Origin of the sequence: Sphingopyxis sp. 22461 (genome assembly GCF_052044915.1) — a bacterium.
In the GTDB taxonomy this organism is placed as follows: Bacteria; Pseudomonadota; Alphaproteobacteria; order Sphingomonadales; family Sphingomonadaceae; genus Sphingopyxis.
In genome coordinates, this window is sequence record NZ_JBQENY010000007.1 from 96,915 (window position 1) to 115,974 (window position 19,060).

At 65.5% G+C, this 19,060-nt stretch carries 23 protein-coding genes; 7 read left to right on the top strand and 16 right to left on the bottom strand.

The window, feature by feature from the left end; all coding sequences use genetic code 11:
• The 5 genes from ACTJI5_RS12915 (at position 1) to ACTJI5_RS12935 (ending at position 2,921) form a co-directional block, all read left to right on the top strand.
• Positions 1-801, top strand: coding sequence for a DODA-type extradiol aromatic ring-opening family dioxygenase (locus ACTJI5_RS12915; protein ID WP_440860600.1), 801 nt, complete (start codon positions 1-3; stop codon positions 799-801).
• A gap of 24 nt (positions 802-825) precedes the next feature.
• A complete protein-coding gene (locus ACTJI5_RS12920) occupies positions 826-1,509 on the top strand; it encodes an RluA family pseudouridine synthase (protein WP_440860601.1) in 684 nt (227 codons plus the stop codon).
• A complete protein-coding gene (gene arfB, locus ACTJI5_RS12925) occupies positions 1,502-1,903 on the top strand; it encodes an alternative ribosome rescue aminoacyl-tRNA hydrolase ArfB (protein WP_440860602.1) in 402 nt (133 codons plus the stop codon). Before ACTJI5_RS12920 ends, arfB begins: the two co-directional genes overlap by 8 nt.
• Before the next feature lie 9 nt (positions 1,904-1,912).
• The gene (locus tag ACTJI5_RS12930) at positions 1,913-2,503 is read left to right on the top strand and encodes an SOS response-associated peptidase (RefSeq protein WP_440860603.1); all 591 of its coding nucleotides are present in this window, start codon (positions 1,913-1,915) and stop codon (positions 2,501-2,503) included.
• 88 nt (positions 2,504-2,591) lie between these two features.
• Positions 2,592-2,921 (top strand): PilZ domain-containing protein, encoded by a 330-nt coding sequence (locus ACTJI5_RS12935; RefSeq protein ID WP_440860604.1) that lies wholly within the window; start codon positions 2,592-2,594, stop codon positions 2,919-2,921.
• A 6-nt stretch (positions 2,922-2,927) separates the two neighbouring features.
• On the opposite strand, the gene ACTJI5_RS12940 is transcribed toward ACTJI5_RS12935, so the two are convergent.
• Entirely contained in the window at positions 2,928-3,353 is a 426-nt protein-coding gene (locus tag ACTJI5_RS12940; RefSeq protein WP_440860605.1) for an EVE domain-containing protein, read from the bottom strand.
• Positions 3,354-3,475: 122 nt separating this feature from the next.
• Between ACTJI5_RS12940 and ACTJI5_RS12945 the strand changes: the two genes are divergently transcribed.
• Positions 3,476-4,405 carry an isopenicillin N synthase family dioxygenase gene (locus ACTJI5_RS12945; RefSeq protein ID WP_058539704.1) on the top strand — a complete coding sequence of 310 codons (930 nt, stop codon included), beginning with the start codon at positions 3,476-3,478 and terminating at the stop codon, positions 4,403-4,405.
• A gap of 150 nt (positions 4,406-4,555) precedes the next feature.
• On the opposite strand, the gene ACTJI5_RS12950 is transcribed toward ACTJI5_RS12945, so the two are convergent.
• From ACTJI5_RS12950 to ACTJI5_RS12960, 3 genes are read right to left on the bottom strand one after another with little or no spacing between them, the layout of a single operon-like run.
• Entirely contained in the window at positions 4,556-4,960 is a 405-nt protein-coding gene (locus tag ACTJI5_RS12950; protein ID WP_440860606.1) for a ribose-phosphate pyrophosphokinase, read from the bottom strand.
• Positions 4,936-5,754 (bottom strand): DUF1295 domain-containing protein, encoded by an 819-nt coding sequence (locus ACTJI5_RS12955; protein WP_440860607.1) that lies wholly within the window; start codon positions 5,752-5,754, stop codon positions 4,936-4,938. Before ACTJI5_RS12955 ends, ACTJI5_RS12950 begins: the two co-directional genes overlap by 25 nt.
• A complete protein-coding gene (locus tag ACTJI5_RS12960) occupies positions 5,751-6,374 on the bottom strand; it encodes a lysophospholipid acyltransferase family protein (protein ID WP_440860763.1) in 624 nt (207 codons plus the stop codon). Before ACTJI5_RS12960 ends, ACTJI5_RS12955 begins: the two co-directional genes overlap by 4 nt.
• Positions 6,375-6,507: 133 nt before the next feature.
• Here ACTJI5_RS12960 and ACTJI5_RS12965 point away from each other — a divergent pair, with 133 nt between their 5' ends.
• Complete coding sequence (locus ACTJI5_RS12965) at positions 6,508-7,920, top strand: M20/M25/M40 family metallo-hydrolase (protein ID WP_310255057.1); 1,413 nt, start codon at positions 6,508-6,510, stop codon at positions 7,918-7,920.
• A 12-nt stretch (positions 7,921-7,932) separates the two neighbouring features.
• On the opposite strand, the gene ACTJI5_RS12970 is transcribed toward ACTJI5_RS12965, so the two are convergent.
• The 12 genes from ACTJI5_RS12970 to ACTJI5_RS13025 form a co-directional block, all read right to left on the bottom strand.
• Entirely contained in the window at positions 7,933-8,748 is an 816-nt protein-coding gene (locus ACTJI5_RS12970) for a ferredoxin--NADP reductase (protein WP_310255059.1), read from the bottom strand.
• A complete protein-coding gene (locus ACTJI5_RS12975; protein WP_440860608.1) occupies positions 8,748-9,206 on the bottom strand; it encodes a hypothetical protein in 459 nt (152 codons plus the stop codon). The genes ACTJI5_RS12970 and ACTJI5_RS12975 overlap by 1 nt, the downstream gene beginning before the upstream one ends.
• Before the next feature lie 252 nt (positions 9,207-9,458).
• On the bottom strand, positions 9,459-9,914 hold the full coding sequence (locus ACTJI5_RS12980) for a PilZ domain-containing protein (protein ID WP_310255063.1): 456 nt from the start codon (positions 9,912-9,914) through the stop codon (positions 9,459-9,461).
• 503 nt (positions 9,915-10,417) lie between these two features.
• Positions 10,418-10,954, bottom strand: a complete 537-nt coding sequence (locus tag ACTJI5_RS12985; protein ID WP_058539770.1) for a hypothetical protein — start codon at positions 10,952-10,954, stop codon at positions 10,418-10,420.
• A 185-nt stretch (positions 10,955-11,139) separates the two neighbouring features.
• On the bottom strand, positions 11,140-11,679 hold the full coding sequence (locus tag ACTJI5_RS12990) for a hypothetical protein (RefSeq protein WP_058539769.1): 540 nt from the start codon (positions 11,677-11,679) through the stop codon (positions 11,140-11,142).
• Positions 11,680-11,967: 288 nt separating this feature from the next.
• Positions 11,968-12,810 carry a glycine zipper 2TM domain-containing protein gene (locus ACTJI5_RS12995; protein ID WP_058539768.1) on the bottom strand — a complete coding sequence of 281 codons (843 nt, stop codon included), beginning with the start codon at positions 12,808-12,810 and terminating at the stop codon, positions 11,968-11,970.
• Between the two features lie 115 nt (positions 12,811-12,925).
• Positions 12,926-13,414 (bottom strand): GAF domain-containing protein, encoded by a 489-nt coding sequence (locus ACTJI5_RS13000; RefSeq protein ID WP_440860609.1) that lies wholly within the window; start codon positions 13,412-13,414, stop codon positions 12,926-12,928.
• A complete protein-coding gene (locus ACTJI5_RS13005; RefSeq protein ID WP_440860610.1) occupies positions 13,414-15,573 on the bottom strand; it encodes a prolyl oligopeptidase family serine peptidase in 2,160 nt (719 codons plus the stop codon). The genes ACTJI5_RS13000 and ACTJI5_RS13005 overlap by 1 nt, the downstream gene beginning before the upstream one ends.
• 88 nt (positions 15,574-15,661) lie before the next feature.
• A complete protein-coding gene (locus ACTJI5_RS13010; RefSeq protein WP_440860611.1) occupies positions 15,662-17,317 on the bottom strand; it encodes a DUF4166 domain-containing protein in 1,656 nt (551 codons plus the stop codon).
• On the bottom strand, positions 17,314-17,721 hold the full coding sequence (locus tag ACTJI5_RS13015) for a thiol-disulfide oxidoreductase DCC family protein (protein ID WP_440860612.1): 408 nt from the start codon (positions 17,719-17,721) through the stop codon (positions 17,314-17,316). Before ACTJI5_RS13015 ends, ACTJI5_RS13010 begins: the two co-directional genes overlap by 4 nt.
• Positions 17,714-18,382 (bottom strand): DUF4166 domain-containing protein, encoded by a 669-nt coding sequence (locus ACTJI5_RS13020; protein ID WP_440860613.1) that lies wholly within the window; start codon positions 18,380-18,382, stop codon positions 17,714-17,716. Before ACTJI5_RS13020 ends, ACTJI5_RS13015 begins: the two co-directional genes overlap by 8 nt.
• A 1-nt stretch (position 18,383) precedes the next feature.
• Positions 18,384-18,968 carry a GbsR/MarR family transcriptional regulator gene (locus ACTJI5_RS13025; protein WP_440860614.1) on the bottom strand — a complete coding sequence of 195 codons (585 nt, stop codon included), beginning with the start codon at positions 18,966-18,968 and terminating at the stop codon, positions 18,384-18,386.
• Positions 18,969-19,060: the final 92 nt, after the last annotated feature.

A 19,060-nucleotide genomic window follows, 5' to 3' on the forward strand; every position in this document is an offset into this window, starting at 1 on the left:
ATGCGCCGTCTCCCGAGCCTTTTCCTTTCGCATGGCTCGCCGATGATGGCGCTCGAGCCCAGCCCGGCGCGGACCTTCCTCGCCGGGCTGGGTGCCGGGCTCCCGCGCCCGCAGGCGATCCTCGTCGTGTCGGCGCATCATGACGCCGCGTATCAGGGCGGCCGCGCGACCGTCACCGCATCGCCGGCGCCGCCGACGATCCACGATTTCGGCGGCTTTCCCGACGAGCTCTTCGCAATGCGCTATCCCGCGCCGGGCGACCCGGCGCTCGCGGCGCGCGTGGTCGAACTGCTCGCGGACCACGGCCTGTCCGTCACCGCCGATCCCGACCGCGGCCTCGATCACGGCGCATGGGTGCCGCTGTCGCTGATCTATCCCGACGCCGATATTCCGGTGGTCCAGCTTTCGATCGCCTCGAACGCCTCGCCCGAATGGCATTATGCGCTCGGCCAGGCGCTCGCGCCGCTCCGCGACGACAATGTGCTGATCGTCGGATCGGGCAGCATCACGCACAACCTCCGCGCGCTGTTCGCGGCGCGCCTGCCGATCGACGCTCCAGCGCCGGCATGGGTCAGTGATTTCACCGACTGGATCGCCGAACGCATGGTCGCTGGCGCAGTCGATGACGTCCTCCACGGCGTCGAACGTGCGCCGCACGGTCGCGACAATCACCCGACCCCCGACCATATATTGCCGCTGTTTGTCGCGATGGGGGCGGGCGGGGCGCCGTTCAAGGCCGAGCGGCTGCATCACAGCATCACCTACGGCCTGCTCGCGATGGACGTTTACGCTTTCGACTAGGCAGCGGCGCGCCTATAGCGCGCCATGCTCCTTTCAGATCGTGTTCTCTTCCTCGACGGCGAGGCCCTTGTCATCGACAAACCCGCGGGCCTTCCGGTCGACGCGCCGCGCGACGGCAGCATCAGCCTCGAAAATCATCTCGACCTGCTCAAGTTCGGCTTCAAACGCTGGCCGCTCGCGGTCCACCGGCTCGACCGCGACACGTCGGGCTGCCTGCTCCTCGCGCGCAATCCCAAGGCGCACGGCCGTTTCACCCGCGCGTTCGAAAGCCGTGAGGTCGAGAAGCAATATCTCGCGATCGTCGACGGCGTGCCCGACGGCGACGGCGGCACGATCGACCTTCCGCTGTCGAAGGTGTCGACCGCCGAAGAGGGCTGGCGCATGATCGGTGACCCGAAGGGCAAGCCCTCGGTCTCGCATTGGGAAAAGCTCGCCGTCGTCGGCGACCGTGCGCTGCTTCGCTTCCGCCCCGAAACCGGCCGCACGCACCAGCTGCGCGTCCACGCGCTCGAAGGGCTCGGTTTCCCGCTCGTCGGCGACCCCGTCTACGGCCGCGGTGGCACCAAAACGCGCACCTTGCTCCACGCCGAACGGCTCGTCGTAAAACGTGACGTCAAGCCGTCGATAATTGCCGAGGCGCCGTTCCCCGACAGCTTCATCGCGTTGGGCTTCGCTGCACCCGAAGGCGCCTCGCCGACCCGTGGCTGAGATACCCGAAAGCGCGATCAGCGAGAAGTTCCTCGCGGGATCGGGCCCGGGCGGCCAGAACGTCAACAAGGTCGCGACGGCGTGCCAATTGCGCGTCAATATCTACGCGCTGGGCCTCGCCCCCGATGCCTTTCGCCGGCTGAAGCTGCTCGCAGGAAGCAAGCTCACGACCGAGGGCGAACTGGTGATCCTCGCGCGCCGTTTCCGGACGCAGGAAGCGAACCGCGCCGATGCCCGGCAACGCCTGTCCGAACTGATCGACGCCGCGCTCGTCCGCCCCGAACGCCGGATCAAGACCAAGCCGAGCAAGGCGGCGAAAGCGCGCCGCGTCGATAGCAAGAAAGCACGCAGCACGGTCAAGGCCGGACGCGGCCGGGTGCGCGGAACCGACTAAAGCTCCTCGATGACCAGCCTCTACCGTCTTGATGCCCCCGCCAGCACGATCGCCGCGGCGTTCGGCGCCGAAGCCGGCAATGACCCCTGGACCGGCGATTATGTCGCGCCGGGCCGCCCCGCGCCGGTGATCGTCAGCGACGGTCGCTGCGGATCGCGGCGCTATCTGCGCCCGAAGCTGTGGGGCGTTCCGCCGCCGCCGCAGGGCGACCGGCCGGTCACCAGCGTCCGCAACCTCGCCAGCCCGTTCTGGATCGGGACGCTCCGCCATGCCGAACTGCGCTGCCTGATCCCCGCGACCGCCTTTGCCTATTGGTCGGGTGCCGACGGCGCGCGGCGCCAGCGCTGGTTCTCGGTTCCGTCGCGGCCGGTGTTCGCCTTCGCCGGAATCCATCGTCAGGGCGATGACTGGCCGTGCTTTGCGATGCTCACGACCGACGCCAACGGGCTGGTCGCGCATCATCAGCCAAAGGGCATGCCGGTGATCCTTTACCCTGAGGATTATGCCACCTGGCTAAGCGGGGAATGGCGCGCCGCCGTAGCGCTCGCGGTCCCTTATCCCAGCCAGTTGTTGGCGGTCGGCGACACGCCGCCGGTATAACCGATTTTCACCATATTGCTTCACTTTAAGGTAACCAACGGCGCCTTAAAAGCGGTTCGACCAAGAATGAAATGCAGGGACCGAATCCGTGTTGGGGAATCGCACCATCGAAACCAAGAAGGCGCCCACCGCCGGGCGCGGCGCCGAGCGCGCGCCCGTGGCCGCCCGCGCACGCTTCCGCGAACCGGGGCTAAACCCCTTCGACGTCGAACTGTTCGACCTGTCGTCGACGGGCTTTCGCATGGTGACGTTTTTCCGGCCGCAGATCGGCAAGCATATCTGGGTGAACCTGCCCGGGCTCCAGCCTTTGGAAGCCGTCGTTCGCCGCGCCGATGGCAACAATTATGGTTGCGAATTCGTCAACCCGCTTCACCCGTCGGTGGCGAAGCATCTGCAGGTCAAGCTGCGCGGTCAGTAAGCCGGCTCAGCCCTCGGGCTGCTCGGACTTCTTCAAGATATGCTTCCACTCAGCGGGCGTTACGCGCCCGACCGACAGCCGCGACTGGCGGATCAAATCCATGTCGGCGAGCTTGGGATCAGCCTTGATCGCCGCCAGCGTCACCGGGTTGGCAAGCGCACGAACGGGCGCGACGCGCACCACGACCCACGGCGCGCCCTTTTCGGCGGTCGGATCAGGAAAGCTCTCTTCGGTGATCTCCATGATCCCGACGCATTCCTTGCCGATATTGCTGTGATAGAAGAGCGCCTCGTCGCCGACCTTCATCGCCATCAGATTGAGTTTGGCGGTGTGGTTGCGTACCCCGTCCCACATCCCGGTGCCGTCCTTGACGAGTTGTTCCCACGCATAGGCGTCGGGTTCGGATTTCATCAGCCAATATGATTTTGCCATGCGCTCTCTTAGCAAGCATCGCCGGTTTGAAAAGAGCGAGCCTCTTTCCCTGCCTCGTCGACGGTCCTACATGCGGGAACAGAGTCGCGAAGGCCTAAGCTTCGCCCAATATGGATGATAAGATGACTGCCGCAGTTCCCACCATTTCGATGTCGCTCCCCGCCGACCAGTTCGCGAAGGATTTCGGCGCGTCGTTCGAACGCTTCGGTTTCGCGATGATCACCGATCACGGCATCGACCCCGCGCTGATCGACCAAGCCTGGGACAAGGCGAAAGCCTTTTTCGCGTTGCCCGAGGAAACCAAGCGCGCCTATCATATCGCCGGTGGCGGTGGCGCGCGCGGCTACACTCCGTTCGGGACCGAGATCGCCAAGGGCGCGAAGGAAGTCGACCTCAAGGAATTCTGGCATGTCGGCCGCGACCTGCCCGCGGGGCACCGCCTCGCGGCGCAGCAGCCGAACAATGTCTGGCCCGCCGAGGTCGACGGCTTTCGTACCGCCTATGACAAGCTCTTCGCCGAATTCGACCGCGTCGGCGCGCGTCTCCTCTCCGGTATCGCGCGCTACCTCGGCCTCGCGCCCGATTTCTTCGACGACACGGTCGCCGACGGCAACAGCGTGATGCGCCTGCTCCATTATCCGCCGGTCGAAGCCCCCGCGAAGGGCATCCGTGCAGAGGCGCATGAGGATATCAACACGATCACGCTGCTGCTCGGCGCAGAAGAAGCCGGGCTCGAAATCCTCGATAAGGACGGCAGCTGGCTCCCCGTCTCGCCGCCTCCGGGCGCAATGGCGGTCAACGTCGGCGACATGCTCCAGCGGCTGACCAACAACAAGCTGCCCTCGACCACGCACCGCGTCCGCAACCCCGACGCGGGCCGCGCGAGCGTCGCGCGCTATTCGATGCCCTTCTTCCTCCACTTCCGTTCGGACTATCCGATCGAGACGCTCGAAAGCTGCGTCGATGCATCGCACCCGAATTTATATCCGACGCCGATTACGGCGGACGAGTATCTGCAGGAGCGGCTGCGCGAGATCGGGTTGAAGAAATAAGCGAATGACGGTTCCGGGGTGGTTAGCTGCCATCCCCTCCTTTCGTCATCCCGGACTTGATCCGGGATTCACCGCAGCGTTGAAGTCATGGACCCCGGATCAAGTTCGGGGTGACGATGATGGATATGTCAGCAACTGGTCGAAATCAGCCTACCGCCCCTCCCAAAAATCGAACACCGCCTGCTGCTGCTCGCGAATAAACCACGCCGCCGCCGCCCCTTCCCACGGGCCGTCATAGCCGAGCAACAAAGCCGTCCCGCCGGCCCACCAGCCTTGCCCGGGCAGCCGGTCGCTCTCGCGCACCACCAGCACCGCCAGATCGGGTTCGCCGTCCAGCGCGCTGAGGCGGTCGACTTCCTCCAGCGTCCGGCACACCGCGCGCATCTTGGGCCGGGTGAAGCGGAAACCCAGATCGCCGAGCAGTTCGGAGTAGCTGACGCTGCGCCCCGCGCGCGCCGCCTCGACCAATATCGCGCGGATCCGCGGCGCGTCGCCCAGCGCCGACACATCGGCCGGGCTTTCCTCGCCGCCTAAACCCTGGTCTTTGGCGGCCATGGGACGAATCCGGAGGTGCGCGCGACATAGTCGGCATAATCGGGCCGCGTCTTGTGCAGCCCCTTTTCGAGAAGTGCCTTGCCCGACCATCTGGTGAGCGTGAAGGTCAGGAAGACCGGCCCGATCACACTCGCGAGCGCGGGCGCCCAGCCGAGGTCGGCGACGATCAGCCAGAGGCCCCACCAGGTCAAAGCGTCGCCGAAATAATTGGGATGGCGCGTATAACGCCAGAGGCCCGTGTCGAGCACCTTGCCCTTGTTCGCGGGGTTTTTCCGAAAGGCGTCGAGCTGCGCGTCGCCGATGCTTTCGAACGCGATGCCGGCGAGCGCCGCCGCCGCGCCGATCCAGCCGATGACGCCGACGCTCGCGGCCGGGTCGCGCGCGCTCGCCCAGATGCCGATTTGCGCGGGCAGGCAGGTGATGAACAGCAAGGGCGCTTGCGTCAGGAAAACCATGACAAGCGCGGTCTTCGCCCAGCTCCACCTCCGCTTCTCCATCGAGTACGCGAGGATTTTCTTGTAGCGCGGGTCCTCACCATGGCTCGCCCAGCGGATCGTCAGATGGATTGCGAGCCGCAGTCCCCATAGCGAGGTCAGGCCGAGGAGCAGCTTGGCGCGCGCGCCCTCCGCGCCGACCTGCCACCATGTGCCCCACGCGAGCAGCACCATGCCGAATGCCCAGAAGGCGTCGATGAACGACACGTCGCGGATCAGGGTCGCGATGCCCCAGAGCAGCAGGATCGCGCCCAGCAATCCGCCGAAATTGATCGTCAGCAGCAAAAGGGCGTCACTCACGCGCGCATGCCTCGTTCCTCATCGCGGCCGACGATGTCATCGATCGAGCGCGCCTGCCGCTCGGGGAATCGAGCGCTATGGCTCTTATATACCTCAAATACCTTCATCATGTCGGCGCGAAAGTCGCCTGTGGGCCAGATCAGCGGGCCGAGCCCGCCGGTCTTGGTGGCATAATCCATGAAGCCGACGACGAGCGGAACCTTGGCGGCCATCGCGATCTGATAAAAGCCGGTGCGCCATTTCGCCGTCTTGCCGCGTGTGCCTTCGGGCGCGACGGTCAGCATGAATTCGGCGCGGCGCGCGAATTCATCGACCATCTGCTGGACGACATTGCCGCCGCCGCGGCGATCGACCGGGACACCGCCCATCTGGCGGATGAAGCCGCCGAGCGGCCAGCGGAACAGCGATAATTTGCCCATGAAAAAGGGCCGGATCTTGAGGTCGGCGGTCAGCCCGAGGAAATTGACGAAATCCCAATTGCTCGTGTGCGGCGCCGCGATCAGGATGAAGCGGCGCGGTTCGGGCACCTCGCCGACGGCTTTCCATCCGCGCATCCGGTACAGCAAAAGCAGCAGGCGGCGCACCGCGCGCGCCACCAGCCCCGGCGGGTCGTCATTCATTCGTGTCACGCTTGGTCCTCTCCCATGGCCCGAATTGCGCGAAAGGCGCACGCGGCGCAAGAGGTGCGCGCATCGCGGCTTGCGGCGATGCCGTCTTTCTGCTCCCTTCATCCGCAAAACAGGGGAGAAAATGATGAAGACGCTGTCCGCGCTGCTGACGTCCGCCATGCTGCTTGCGGCGCCCGCGATTGCCGCCGAGGCGCAGCCGCGCCCCGACCAGCTTGCGTTCCGCGGCCTTTACAAGGAGCTGGTCGAGACGAACACGACGCTCTCGTCGGGCAGCTGCACGCTCGCTGCGGAGCGCATGGCCACGCGGCTGAAGGCGGCGGGCATACCGGCGAGCCAGCTGACCCTGTTCGCCACCGCTGAAAACCCCAAGGAAGGCGGTCTCGTCGCCGTCTATCCGGGTACCAGCAAGACCGCGAAGCCGCTCCTGCTCGTCGCGCATATCGACGTCGTCGAGGCGAAGCGCGCCGACTGGGAACGCGATCCGTTCGTCATGGTCGAGGAGAATGGCTATTTCTATGGCCGCGGCACCGCCGACGACAAGGCGCAGGCCGCGGTGTGGGTCGACACGCTGATCCGTTTCCAGCAGGCGGGCTACAAGCCCAAGCGCACAGTGAAAGTCGCGCTGACCTGCGGCGAGGAAACCAATGGTGCGTTCAATGGCGTCGAATGGCTCGCGGCGAACAAACGCGACCTGATCGACGCCGAATTTGCATTGAACGAAGGCGGCGGCGGCGACAGCGATGGAAAGGGCAAGGTGCTCGGCCAGTCGGTGCAGGTCGGCGAAAAGACCTTCGCGAACTTCCGGTTGGAGACGAGAAACCCCGGCGGGCACAGCTCGGCGCCGGTGCCCGACAATGCGATCTACGAGCTTTCGCGCGCGCTCACCAAGGTTGCGGATTATGATTTCCCGGTCGAGATGACCGACACGACGCGGCGCTTTTTTGCCGAAGCAGGCGCCGCGCGCGGCGACGAGACCGGCAGGGCGATGGCCGCGCTGGCGAAGAACCCCGCCGACAAGGCGGCCGAAGCGATCGTCAACAAGGACCCGTTCCTCCACAGCAATTTGCGCACCACCTGCGTTGCGACCCTGCTCGACGGCGGTCACGCCCCGAACGCACTGCCGCAGCGCGCGGGCGCGAACATCAATTGCCGCATCTTTCCGGGGCACAGCATCGAATCGATCAAGGACGAACTCGGACGTGTGATCGGCGATCCGGGCGTCACGATCACCCAGCTCCCGCCCAAACGCCCCGCACCGCCCGCGCCGCCGCTCGACCCGAAGATCCTCGGCCCGATGCAGACACTCGTCGACAAATATTGGCCGGGGCTGAAGGTCATCCCGTCGATGGCGAACGGCTATACCGACGCGACCTTTCTGGGTGCGGTCGGCATCCCGACCTATGGCATCCCCGGCATGTGGGGCGACCCCGACGGCAATGGCGCGCACGGCCTCAACGAACGCATGGAAGTGCGTTCGGTCTATGTCGGGCGCGACTATATGTTCGACCTGGTGAAGGCTTACGCGGACAAGCCCTGACGGGATTTGGTCCTAACCGACGAACGCGCGCTCGATGACGAAGTCGCCGGGCGCGGCGTTCGAGCCTTCCTTGAAGCCGAGCGCCTCGAAGCGCGCCTCGAGGTCGCGGATCATCGCCATGCTGCCGCACATCATGATGCGGTCGGTGGTGGAATCGAAGGCGCTCGGGCCGGTCAGCGGATGGCCAAAGAGCAGTCCGTTTTCGATCAGCGCGTCGATGCGGCCCGTCGTGGGGAAGGGCTCGCGCGTCACCGTCGGCAGATAGTGGAACTGGAGGAGCGCCTGATCCTGCACAAGCGGATCGCCCGCAAGCTGGCTTTCGAGCTCGTCGCGGAAGGCGAGGTCGCTGACCTGCCGCACGCAATGCACGATCACGATCTGGTTGAAACGCTCGTAAATGTCGGGGTCGCGGGCGAGGCTGAGGAAAGGGGCGAGCCCCGTCCCGGTCGACAGCATGAACAAACGCCGCCCGGGGGTCAGCGCGTCGGCGACGAGCGTCCCCGTCGGCTTGCGGCCGAGATAGACCGGATCGCCCGGTTGGATCAGCTGGAGGCGCGAGGTCAGCGGGCCGTCGGGCACCTTGATCGACAGGAATTCGAGCTCGTCGGCATAGGCGGGGCTCGCGATCGAGTAAGCGCGGAGCAGCGGGCGGCCTTCGCCGGGCAGGCCGATCATCACGAACTCGCCCGAGCGAAAGCGAAAGCTCGGCGGCCGCGTGATCGTGAAGCTGAACAGATGCTCGTTCCAATGACGCACCGAACGCACCTCCTCGACGGTCAGCGAGGCGGAGGGGGCCAGCTTGGCGGCTTCGGCAATACGGTCACTCATCACTTTGGACTTTCCTGATGTGTCATGGTGCCGGCCGCGAGGGCCGGCATATCGAATCCCGTCGCGACCAGCCGGTCGATCGCGGCGCCCATCGCTTTGGCGATCGGGCCGACGCTTTCTCCCTCGGCCAGCAAGGCCAGCGTCGCATGGGCATTTGCGGCGTTCTCAAGCGAAAAATCGCGCCAGAGTCCAAGCAGAATTGCTTCATCCTCTGAAATCTGGAGACAGGGCAGGGGCGCGAGCAGCAGGGTTTCGACGGCATCGCCGGCAAGCAGCGCCATCGCAACGTGAAAGTCGGGCAGGGCGCCCGCGGCACCGACCGCAGCAAAGCCCCGATGGAGCACCTGCGGCGGACATCGCCCGCGCTCGGCGGCGTGAACCCACCCGCGCATCGCCCAGAGCAGGAATCGCCCGCTGTTACACAGGCTTGCCACCGGTCGATCGACAAAGGCGTACATCGCTTCCCTTTCCAGCGCGCGCGACAAGCCGCGCCGGCGGGCTTATATGTTATTGCGAGTCATTTGCAATTTAATATTTCTATCAGGGGATGCCGCAGGCGGGCTGAATCCGGCCGTTCGGCCCAAAGGAAGCGCACCCGTCCGGCCGCTCAAGACCGGGCGTGGCCGCGCTCTTTCTTCCTTCGTCATTCCCACGTCCGCGGGAATGACGAATGTCAGAACATTAGCTCAGCACCCTAACGCCAAACTGCTTCACTGCCGTTTGCCTTGCCACACGCTGCGGCCGGAGTGCGCCGGTTGGGCAGCGCCGAGGACGAGGCCGGGGCGGCGTGCGGGGGCGCTCGGGGGCGGGACGATCTCGAAGCCCGAGGCGACGGCATGGGTTGCCGGAGCCGCCCCCCCGTGCGCGGCGCGGAGCAATGCCGTGTCGATCGGCCGGTCGGTCTCGATGCCGAATCTTTTGTCGACGACCCAGCGGACAGTGCCCAGCATCGGGTCGTGGCCGGGCAGAAACACAGTGATTCGCTCGCCGATATTAAGCGCAACGGGTCCCTGCCCGCCGATGCCGGTTTCGGACACGTTGCGGATCGTTACATCGAATTGGCCGAGCCGCGCGCAGGCAAGCGCGCCCTTTACCAGACGCGACTGACGCGGCTGGCGCTTCTCGGCGGGGACGGATGAGGCTGGGGAAGCCTCGGGACTGGACATGCGCGACTCATCTCTGTCGGCTGACCCCCACGTCGGCCGATTATTGTGGTCCTCCGATAGTCGTAAAGGCAGAAGGTAAATTTTCGTATAGCGTGTTCGGTAATTATTGCGCCGGCGGCAGCCCGCTCAAGGTGACGATGCTTTCGCGGTCGTCCACGGAAAGCGCTGAAACGCCAAAGAAATTATCGTCGACGATTGCACCGGACAACACGACCTCGGTTCGGAGCATCCGACGGGACGACCCGGCCGTCGGACCAGTCGTTGCGGTCGGCGCGGCGCCAATACAGCCGATAGGCGGCAGCGTCCTTAACCGGGCGCCCATTTCACCGTCGTGTTCGAACTGACGCGCCGTCGATGCTGACCTGATGGTGGTGGGCCTAATCTTCGACGCCGACGGTGAAGCGGATCGCCGGATAGCCAAGCACGAGCGAGGGCAGATGGCTTCATGCCGCCCAACGCGAATAAAGAAAAGCCCCTCTCCTTTAGGAGAGGGGCTTTGACGGTTAGCCGAGGCCCGAGAAGCGGATGTCCTGGACGCGGCCATAACGAACCTCGCAAGTGAACTTGCCCTTGTCGTAATAGCCGCCGCGGCCCCAGCGGTCGCCATAGCCATCGCGCACGATGACGCGGCCCTTGACGCGGTAACCGTCGCGCTTGCGGTCGATGCTGGTGACCTCGGTCACGTCAGTGCGGCCATAGCGGCGGCTGCCGCGCTCGACGGCGCCGACGCACTGGCTGACCGCGCGGCGGCTGTTGCCATAGCGGTTATAGTCATAGCCATAGCCGTAGCGGGGATCGTCATAGCGCCCGCGATAGCGATCGTCGTAGCGGCCATCATAACGGTCGTAGCGGTCGTTGTCGCCGCTCGACAGGATCGCCGCGAGGCCGCCGATTACGACGGCGCCGGCGATGATTTCGCCCGCGCTGATTCCGTCGCGGTCATAGCGATCGCGCGCGGCGGCAGGGGCGGCGCTCATCAGCATCGCGCCGGCGGTGGCCGCACCAATTGCGGCCTTGGTCAGGGTGGTTTTGATAGCCATGGTTCGGTCTCCTTAAGCGCAGGCAGCAGCTTCGCGGCCTGTTGGAGACGGTTTACCGGTGTGGCGGTGACAGGGCGCTGAACCCACCGCTTATCTGGGGTTCAGACTTGGTTTCGCTGGCGTTCATAAAGGAAAAAGGCCCCTCGCCACGGAGGCGAGAGGCCTTTTACCGGTGTTGGATAGTGTCAGCCGAAATTGACGTCGATAACGCGGCCATTGCGATAGCTGCAGCCAAAGCTGCTCACCTCGCCGCCAAGGCGCGAGGCGGTGCCGGTGACGTACCAGCCGCCGTTGTTCGGCTCTGTGCCGGTGATGCTGTCGACGCGGGCGTCGTCGCCCATCTCGCCCTCGACCGCCCAGCTGCAGGCATCGGCGGCGCGCGCTTCGGCCTCGCCGCGGCCATAGGCGCCGGGGGTGATGTCGTTCGGTGCATCGGGTTCGTAGCGCGGCACCTCCTGCCGCTGGTCGTCGCCGCGATAAGGCGGCTCGTAACGATAGTCGGGCGCCCGCTCGCGCTTGTTCTTGCTCACCGAGCTCGCGATGGCGGCGATCGTGCCGATGACGAGCAGCCCGCCGAGCACGTCGCCGGTGCTGATATTGTCGCGGTCGCGATAACCCCAGCCGCCATGATGATGGCGCCCGCGCGCTTCGGCGGGCACGGCGATGAGACCGACCGAGGTCAGGACGATCGCCGCTGCGGTGGTGAAGCTGGTCAATTTACGCATCGAGGGAAGCTCCCCTTCGGCGGGCTCAGGATGGTCCAGCCCGCAATGTCACCGCCCTACGCGCGCGATGCTTTCGCACCGCTGAACCGTGGCCGCCGCCCGATGAGGCGAGCTTGGTGGCATCCTTCCTTTTATCGTCACCCCGGACTTGATCCGGGGTCCCGCTTGCGATCGATACGCCGGAAAAGCGGGAGCCCGGGTCAAGCCCGGGATGACGAAAAGAACCGAAAGGCCCGCCATCCTGGGGATGACGGGCCTGTTACAGATGACCAGACCTGTTCCCGGGTATCAGCAGACGCAGCGCGGCGCGGCCTTGGGTCTCGGCTTCCACTTTTTCTTCGCGACATAGCGTTTCCGCACCGGAACATTTTCATAATAGGTGCGCGTCGACGTCTCGACCGTTTCGGTCACGATCGGCGCGCCGTTGATGATCGTTGTGACGACGACGCCGGGGGTGTAATAGCCGTAGCCATAGCCGTAGCCGCTGTGCTGGTAAGTCGTCGCATAGCCACCGGGATAGGTGCCGCCGGGATAATAGCCGCCCTGATAATGGCCACCCTGGTAGCGGGCGCTGCGGCTCGACCAATATTCGTCGCATTTCTTCTTGTCGGCTGCACTGCCGATCGCGCTGCCGGCCAGGGCGCCGAGCCCGCCGCCGATCAGCGTGCCCGCGGTGCGGTCGCCGCGTCCGGCTATGCGGTTGCCGGCGATGCCCCCCACGAGCCCGCCGACAACCGCGCCGCCCACTGTGCCCCCCCGGCCACAGCGGCGTTCCATCTCTTCGTCATAACGGGCGTCATACCCGCCGTGATAACGGGGGTCGTAAGCGGGCGGCGGCGGATAGCCGGCGCCATGGCCCTCGATCGTGCCTTCATAACGGCCTTCGTAGCGGCGGCCGTCGGATGTCTCGTACGTGCCGTCCCAGGTGCCGGTCCAGCGGCCCTCGGCGTCATAGGTGCCATTGACGTGGCGATAATCGACTTCGCTCGGCACGCGGTCGGGATAGCCGGTGTAAACACGGGTATCGGGATCGGCGGGAACGCCATAGTCGAGCGCGGGCTGCTCGGCGCGCGTATGACTCGCCAGCAACAACGACCCTGCGGCCATTCCCAACAACACGAACGTGCGCATGACTTACTCCCTGTTCCCTCGGCCGAACCGATTGGTTAACAGTTTGTTAGCAAAATTAGCGCCTTTTCGCGAATCCGTTAACCGTGACTTATCTGTCCCGATTTGGGGCGGGGTTTCAGGCCGCGAGCGCGGCCGCGATGCGCGCGACGAGCGCTTCGGCACCTGCCTGGTCGGCGGCGGTGAAGCGGTCAGGGATCGGACTGTCGAGGTCGAGCACGCCGACCAGCCGGTCCTTCGCGATCACCGGCACGACGAGCTCGCTGCGGCTGTCGGCGTCGCACGCGATATGGCCGGGAAAGGCGTGGACATCGTCGACGCGCTGCGTGGCGCGCAGCCGCGCAGCGGCGCCGCACACCCCTTTGCCCAGCGGAATGCGGATGCACGCCGCCTTGCCTTGGAACGGGCCAAGCACCAGCTCGGTCCCGTCGAAGCGATAGAAGCCTGCCCAGTTGAGGTCGGGGATCGCCTGCCAGATCAGCGCCGCGACATTCGCCATATTGGCGATGCCGTCGGGTTCGCCCGCGACGAGCGCGGCCGCGGCGTCACCCGCCTCGGCCCAGCGTTCGGCGGGATCGGTGGCGGAGAAGGCGAGGGCGAAGGACATTATTCGACGCTCAGCCCGGTCCACTTCGCCGCGAAGGCATATTTGTCGGCCGCCTCGGCGATGATCTTGTCGGTCGGCTTGCCGCTGCCGTGGCCCGCGCGCGTTTCGACGCGGATCAGGTGCGGCTTGTCGCCCGCCTTCGCATGCTGGAGCGCCGCGGTATATTTGAAGCTGTGCCCCGGCACGACGCGGTCGTCGGTGTCGGCGGTCGTCACCAGCACCGCGGGATAGGCGGTGCCGTCCTTGATATTATGGTACGGCGAATAGGCGAGCAGATTCTTGAAATCGCCTTCCTTCGACGGATAGCCATAATCGTCGACCCAATAGCGGCCGGCGGTGAAGCGGTCGAAGCGCAGCATGTCCATCACGCCGACCGCGGGCAGCGCCGCGGCGAACAGGTCGGGGCGCTGGTTGGTCACCGCGCCGACGAGCAGCCCGCCGTTCGATCCGCCCTCGATCGCGATCTGGCCCTTGCCTGCGATACCTTCGGCGATCAGATATTCGCCCGCGGCGATGAAATCGTCGAAGACATTCTGCTTCTTGTCGAGGCGCCCGGCGTCGTGCCACGCCTTGCCATATTCGCCGCCGCCGCGCAGGTTCGCGATCGCGAGCACGCCGCCCTTGTCGACCCAGGCGAGCTTGGTCGGCGAAAAGCCGGGGGTCATCGAGACGTTGAAGCCACCATAGCCATAGAGCAATGTCGGCGATCCCTTGCTGCGGTCGAGGCCCTTTTTCATCACGACGAACATCGGCACTTCGGTGCCGTCCTTCGACTTGTAGAAACGCTGCTCGACGCTGAAGTCGGCGGGCTTGAAGGTCAGCTTCGGTTCGGCGAAAATCTCGCTCTTCCCGGTCTGCGTGTCGAAGCGATAGATCGTCGTCGGCCGCGCATAGCTCGAGAAGCTGTAGAAGGTTTCGGGGTCGCTCGACTTGCCGCCGAAGCCCGAGGCCGCGCCGATGTCGGCGAGATTGATGTTGGCGATCGGCTTGCCGTCGAGCGCGACCATGCGCGCCTCCGACTTGGCATCGCCGAGGTAGGAGAGAATCAGGCGGTTGCCGACACGCGATGCGCCGACCAGCGTCGCCTCATTCTCGCCGACCAGCTGCGTCAGCGCGGCGGGCTTTTTGATGTCCAGCGACACGATGCGTCCGCGCGGCGCGCCCTTGTTGGTGACCAAGGTAAAGCGCGTACCCTCATTGGTCACATATTCCCAGTTGTTCGCAAAATCGTCGACAAGCGTGATCGGCTTCGCGCCGCGCTTGCCGAGCGGATACAGCGTCAGGCCATAGCGTTCGTCGGTGCCTTCGGACGAGACGACGAGCAGATATTGGCCGTCGTCGGTGACGACGGCGCTGTTGTTGAGCTTGGGCTTGTCGGGGGTCGCGTGGATCAGCACGTCCGCGCTCTGCGGCGTCCCGAGCTTGTGGAAATAGACGCTGTGATTTTCGTTGAGCGACTGAAAGGCTTCGCCCTCTTTAGGCTCGGGGAAGCGCGAATAATAAAAGCCGCTGCCGTCCTTCGCCCAGTCGAGCGCCGAAAATTTGACCCAGCGCACCTCGTCGGACAGATCCTGACCCGTTGCGACATCCTTGACGCGCACGATGCGCCAGTCGGTGCCGCCGTCCTGCACCGAATAGAGGAGATGCTTGCCATCTTCCGACGGGTTCCACTCGCCGAGCGCGGTCGCGCCGTCCTTCGCCCAGCTATTGGGGTCGATCAGTATGCGACCCTCTCCTTTGAGCCCTTCGCGGACATAGAGCACCGACTGCGGCTGGAGCCCGTCGTTGCGGCTATAGAAATAGCGCGTTCCGGCCTTCGTCGGCAGGCCGAAGCGTTCGTAATTGTAAAGCTCGGTCATCCGTTCCTTGAAGCTGTCGCGGCCGGGCAATGTTTCGAGATAGCTATCGGTGACCTTGTTCTGCGCGGCGACCCAGTCAGCGACCTTCGGATTGACGCGCACGTCGTCCTCCAGCCAGCGATAGGGGTCGGCAACGTCGACGCCGAACTGCGGATCGACCGTGTCGCCGCGCGTGGTGTCGGGATAGGTCAAGGCCTTGGCCGTCGCCGATGTCGCCGCGGCATCGGCCGCTGCTGCTGCGCCCGGGATCATCGTCAGGGCAACCAGCGCGAGCGGCGCGGACAGGGCTTTACGGGACATGGCAAGGCGATCCTCATTCTCTGCGGGAAATTATCGTGCGCCGATATGTAAGCATCGGCAAGGGGCGGGCAAGGGGCTTTGATGCCCGTCAGGCGGGATCGAGCGATCCGCGATAGGCGACGATCAATCCGATAAGCGGCGCGGCGATTTCGACGTCGAAGCGAAAGCTGCCGTCGGCCTCGGTTTCAAAGCTGGGGCCGCGCGGCATCAGCCAGCGCGGCATCGGGGCGCCAAAGGCCGACCAGCGGCGCGGGACCAGATGAAGGCGGTTCTTCTCAACCACGATTGCCATCGCGAACGATAGCGGGCCGAAGCGCTCGACGAGCAGATAGTCGTTCCGTCCGGTTCCGCGCATTTGCAACGACGCGAAGCGCTTGCCCCCGAAATCGCGGGTCCAGCGCTCGCCGCCCTTTTCGGGCGTAAAGGCGACCGTGACGGGGACGCGCGCAGCCGCTTTCGGAAAGCCGACGATCGCGGCGGCGATCCGCGCGAGCAGCCCGGTGCCGCGGCGCACTTCGGCGTGACCCTGCCACCGGCGTTCGGCCTTGCTTCCGTGCAGCAACTGAAGCGTCGGCGGCAGCGTGTCGAAGGCGGTCCCGAGAAGCTGACGATAGAGCGGCGCGTCGGGCTCTTCGCTGCGAAAGCCGGTGTGAATCGATCGGTTCGCGAACAGCGCGTCATAGTCGGCGAGTCTCAGCGCATCGACGCTCGACCGCGCGCCGGCGGCCGGACGATCGCCGGCGCGCAATTTGCGGACGATCGCTTCGATCGCCATCGACGGAATATAGGGCCCGTCATCGCCCTCGGCCAAAAGATGCCAGCTCCACTCGGCCATTTTTCCTTCGGCAAGCCCGCGCGCGAGAATGAACATCCCGCCGCGATGCTCGCCGAAGCGCATGCGGTTGAGCACCGCGTAGAAGAGGCGCGAGAAGGGCTCGAACGACGGCAAGTGAAAGCGCGCGCGCGCCTTTGCCAGCAGGTTCAGGATGCGATGCAGGATCTCGGGCACCGGGCCCGCGCCCATCCAGATGTCGGTGAGCGCGGGCCAGGCGCGCGGGATGAGCTGGAGATCGGGGACGTCGACAAGCGAGAAATGGATGTTCCTGAGTGGCAGCCGGCCGGGGACCGCGACGGTATAGCGCACGCTTTCCGCAAGCCCGATGCCGTGCGCATCCTTGCCGTCGCGTCGCAGCTTCACCGGGGCGCCGGCATAGCCGACGACCGCGCGCATCACGTTGAGCCCGATGCCCGCAAAGGGCGACGGCGCGATCCCGCCCTCGACCGCGCGGACGTCCATCGTCTTTGCCATTTCGCGCAACACCGCGCCGGTGAGCGCGGGGAAACTGCTGACCCCCGACAGGATGAAGATGCCCGCGGTCTTCGCCGCGGCATCGAAGCGGTCGATGCCGAAGACGAAATCGGCGCCGTCGGCGAAATCGAGATAGTCGACTTTCGCCGCGATGCACGCCTCGACCACCCGATAGCCGTCGGCGCCATAATCCTGGAAGGGTCCCGAAGCATCGACGACGAGGTCGGGACGGAGCCGATCCAGCGCCGCAGCGGTATCGCGCCGGTCGAGCCTATGCGGATTGACGCGCGCGATGCCGCGATAGGCGGCGCAGAAGCGCTCCGCTCGGCCGAGGTCGCGGCCGCAGATGAAGAGGTCGATGTCGGGCACGTCGGCGAGCAGCTCGGCGAGGCGTCCGCCGAACACGCCATAGCCGCCGAGGATCAATATCTTCATTCTAATATCCGGTTTTGATATTCGGGCGGCGCGACCCAGCAGGTCGCGCGCTTTCCGAACAGACGGTAGCGATGGCGCGCGATCCAGCGGTAAATGGGGTCCCGGAAGAATGCCGGGACCAGGCGAAAGAGCGCGAGCACCCGCCACGGCCATCCGAGTCCCTCATAGATTGCGAGCACGGCATCGCTGTCGCGCCGAACGCGTGCGCCATCGATGACCAGAATGCTCGTCGGATCGCGCGGATCGAGGCCATGTTCGCGGCACAGCGCGGCACCCGCCACCCCTTGGATCGACGCCAGGCGAAACCGCGCGCGCTTGTCGTGCCGCAGCACGAACTGCGCGTTGGCCGAGCACAGCACGCATTCGGCGTCGAACAGAATGATCGGGCCGGCCGCGTCAGGCATCGCGGAACAATCCGTGCTGATTGAGCAATTCGCCAAACAGCGCGTGCATGACCTTGAGGTCGAAGGCGAAGCGGCCGCTGCCGAGATGCTGATGCGTCACGACGGTCGTGCCGGGGGACAGCCGGCGGGGAAGGCGGAGCCGAAGCCCCGCCGCTTGCCAGAAATAATGGTCGGAGGTGAAGATCAGCGCATCGGCTTCGGCACGGACCGTAAGCGCCATGCCGAAACCGCCGCCGATATGCTCTTCAATCCCCGTCGGGCCGGCAAAGCTCTTTGCGCTGTGGATCACCTGCGGATGGCCGCGCGTCCGGCCGTAAAGGCGCGTCCAGCACTGGCCGCCGCTTATGCGATCTTCGCTCACCGCGACGGCGGCGGGTGCGGGACCGCTGGCGCTCGTCGGCAACGGCGCGCCGATCAGGCGGCAGAGCTGCGCAAGTAGCCAGCCCGCGCGTGAAAGACGCGTCCAGACGATCTCGCCGCTGTAGCTTGCGACCGCCGTTCCGCAGAGGCGCTTTGAAAAGCGGCGCCGGACGTCGGCGGGCAGCGCATCCCAGTCCGCGCGCGGAACGAGTTGGCGGAAGCGATCGTCGGTGAGCCTATCGCCGGCGTCGCGTGCCGCCGGGATCACTGCCTCGATCTGCCGTTCCGCTCCGCTTCGCATCCTACCACTCCTGACCGGCATCCTTGCCCTTGCCCGGGCGCCAGTTGATCAGCTTCGTCACCCCGGCGCCGAGCTTGATCAGCCGCATCAGCGCCGGTTTGGGCACGCTCAGCATCTCGTCGTGCCAGCGGCCCATCGTCGTCACGAAATCGAGCATGTCGGACAGGCGCGCCTTGGCATCGGGGCTGAGCCCGGGGTCATTCGCGGCACGCGCGACGCACGCTTTCAGCGCCGCCTCGGCGGGATCGACCTCGCGCGCCTTGCGGCCCGCGGCGATCCGCGTGACCATTTCCCAGATGTCCTTTTCGGCGGTGAAATGGTCGCGCCGGTCGCCGAGCAACGGGACGCGCTCGATCAGCCGCCAGCCGAGCAGTTCCTTGATCGAGTTGGAGACGTTCGAGCGCGCGAGTCCGAGCATCTCGGCGATCTCCTCGGCGTGGAGCGCGCGGTCGGAGATGAACAGCAAAGCATGGATTTGCGCCACCGAGCGGTTGACACCCCACTGGCCGCCGAGATTACCCCAATGAAGGATGAATTCGGTCGCCGCCGGGGACAGTTTCGAATCATGTTCGGTAATTTCTGTCATAACAGAAATTTCGGACGAAACAGGATGGATGTCAATGGGCATGAAAAAGGGCGGCTATCCTTTCGGATGCCGCCCTTGTTTCTCGTGTCGCT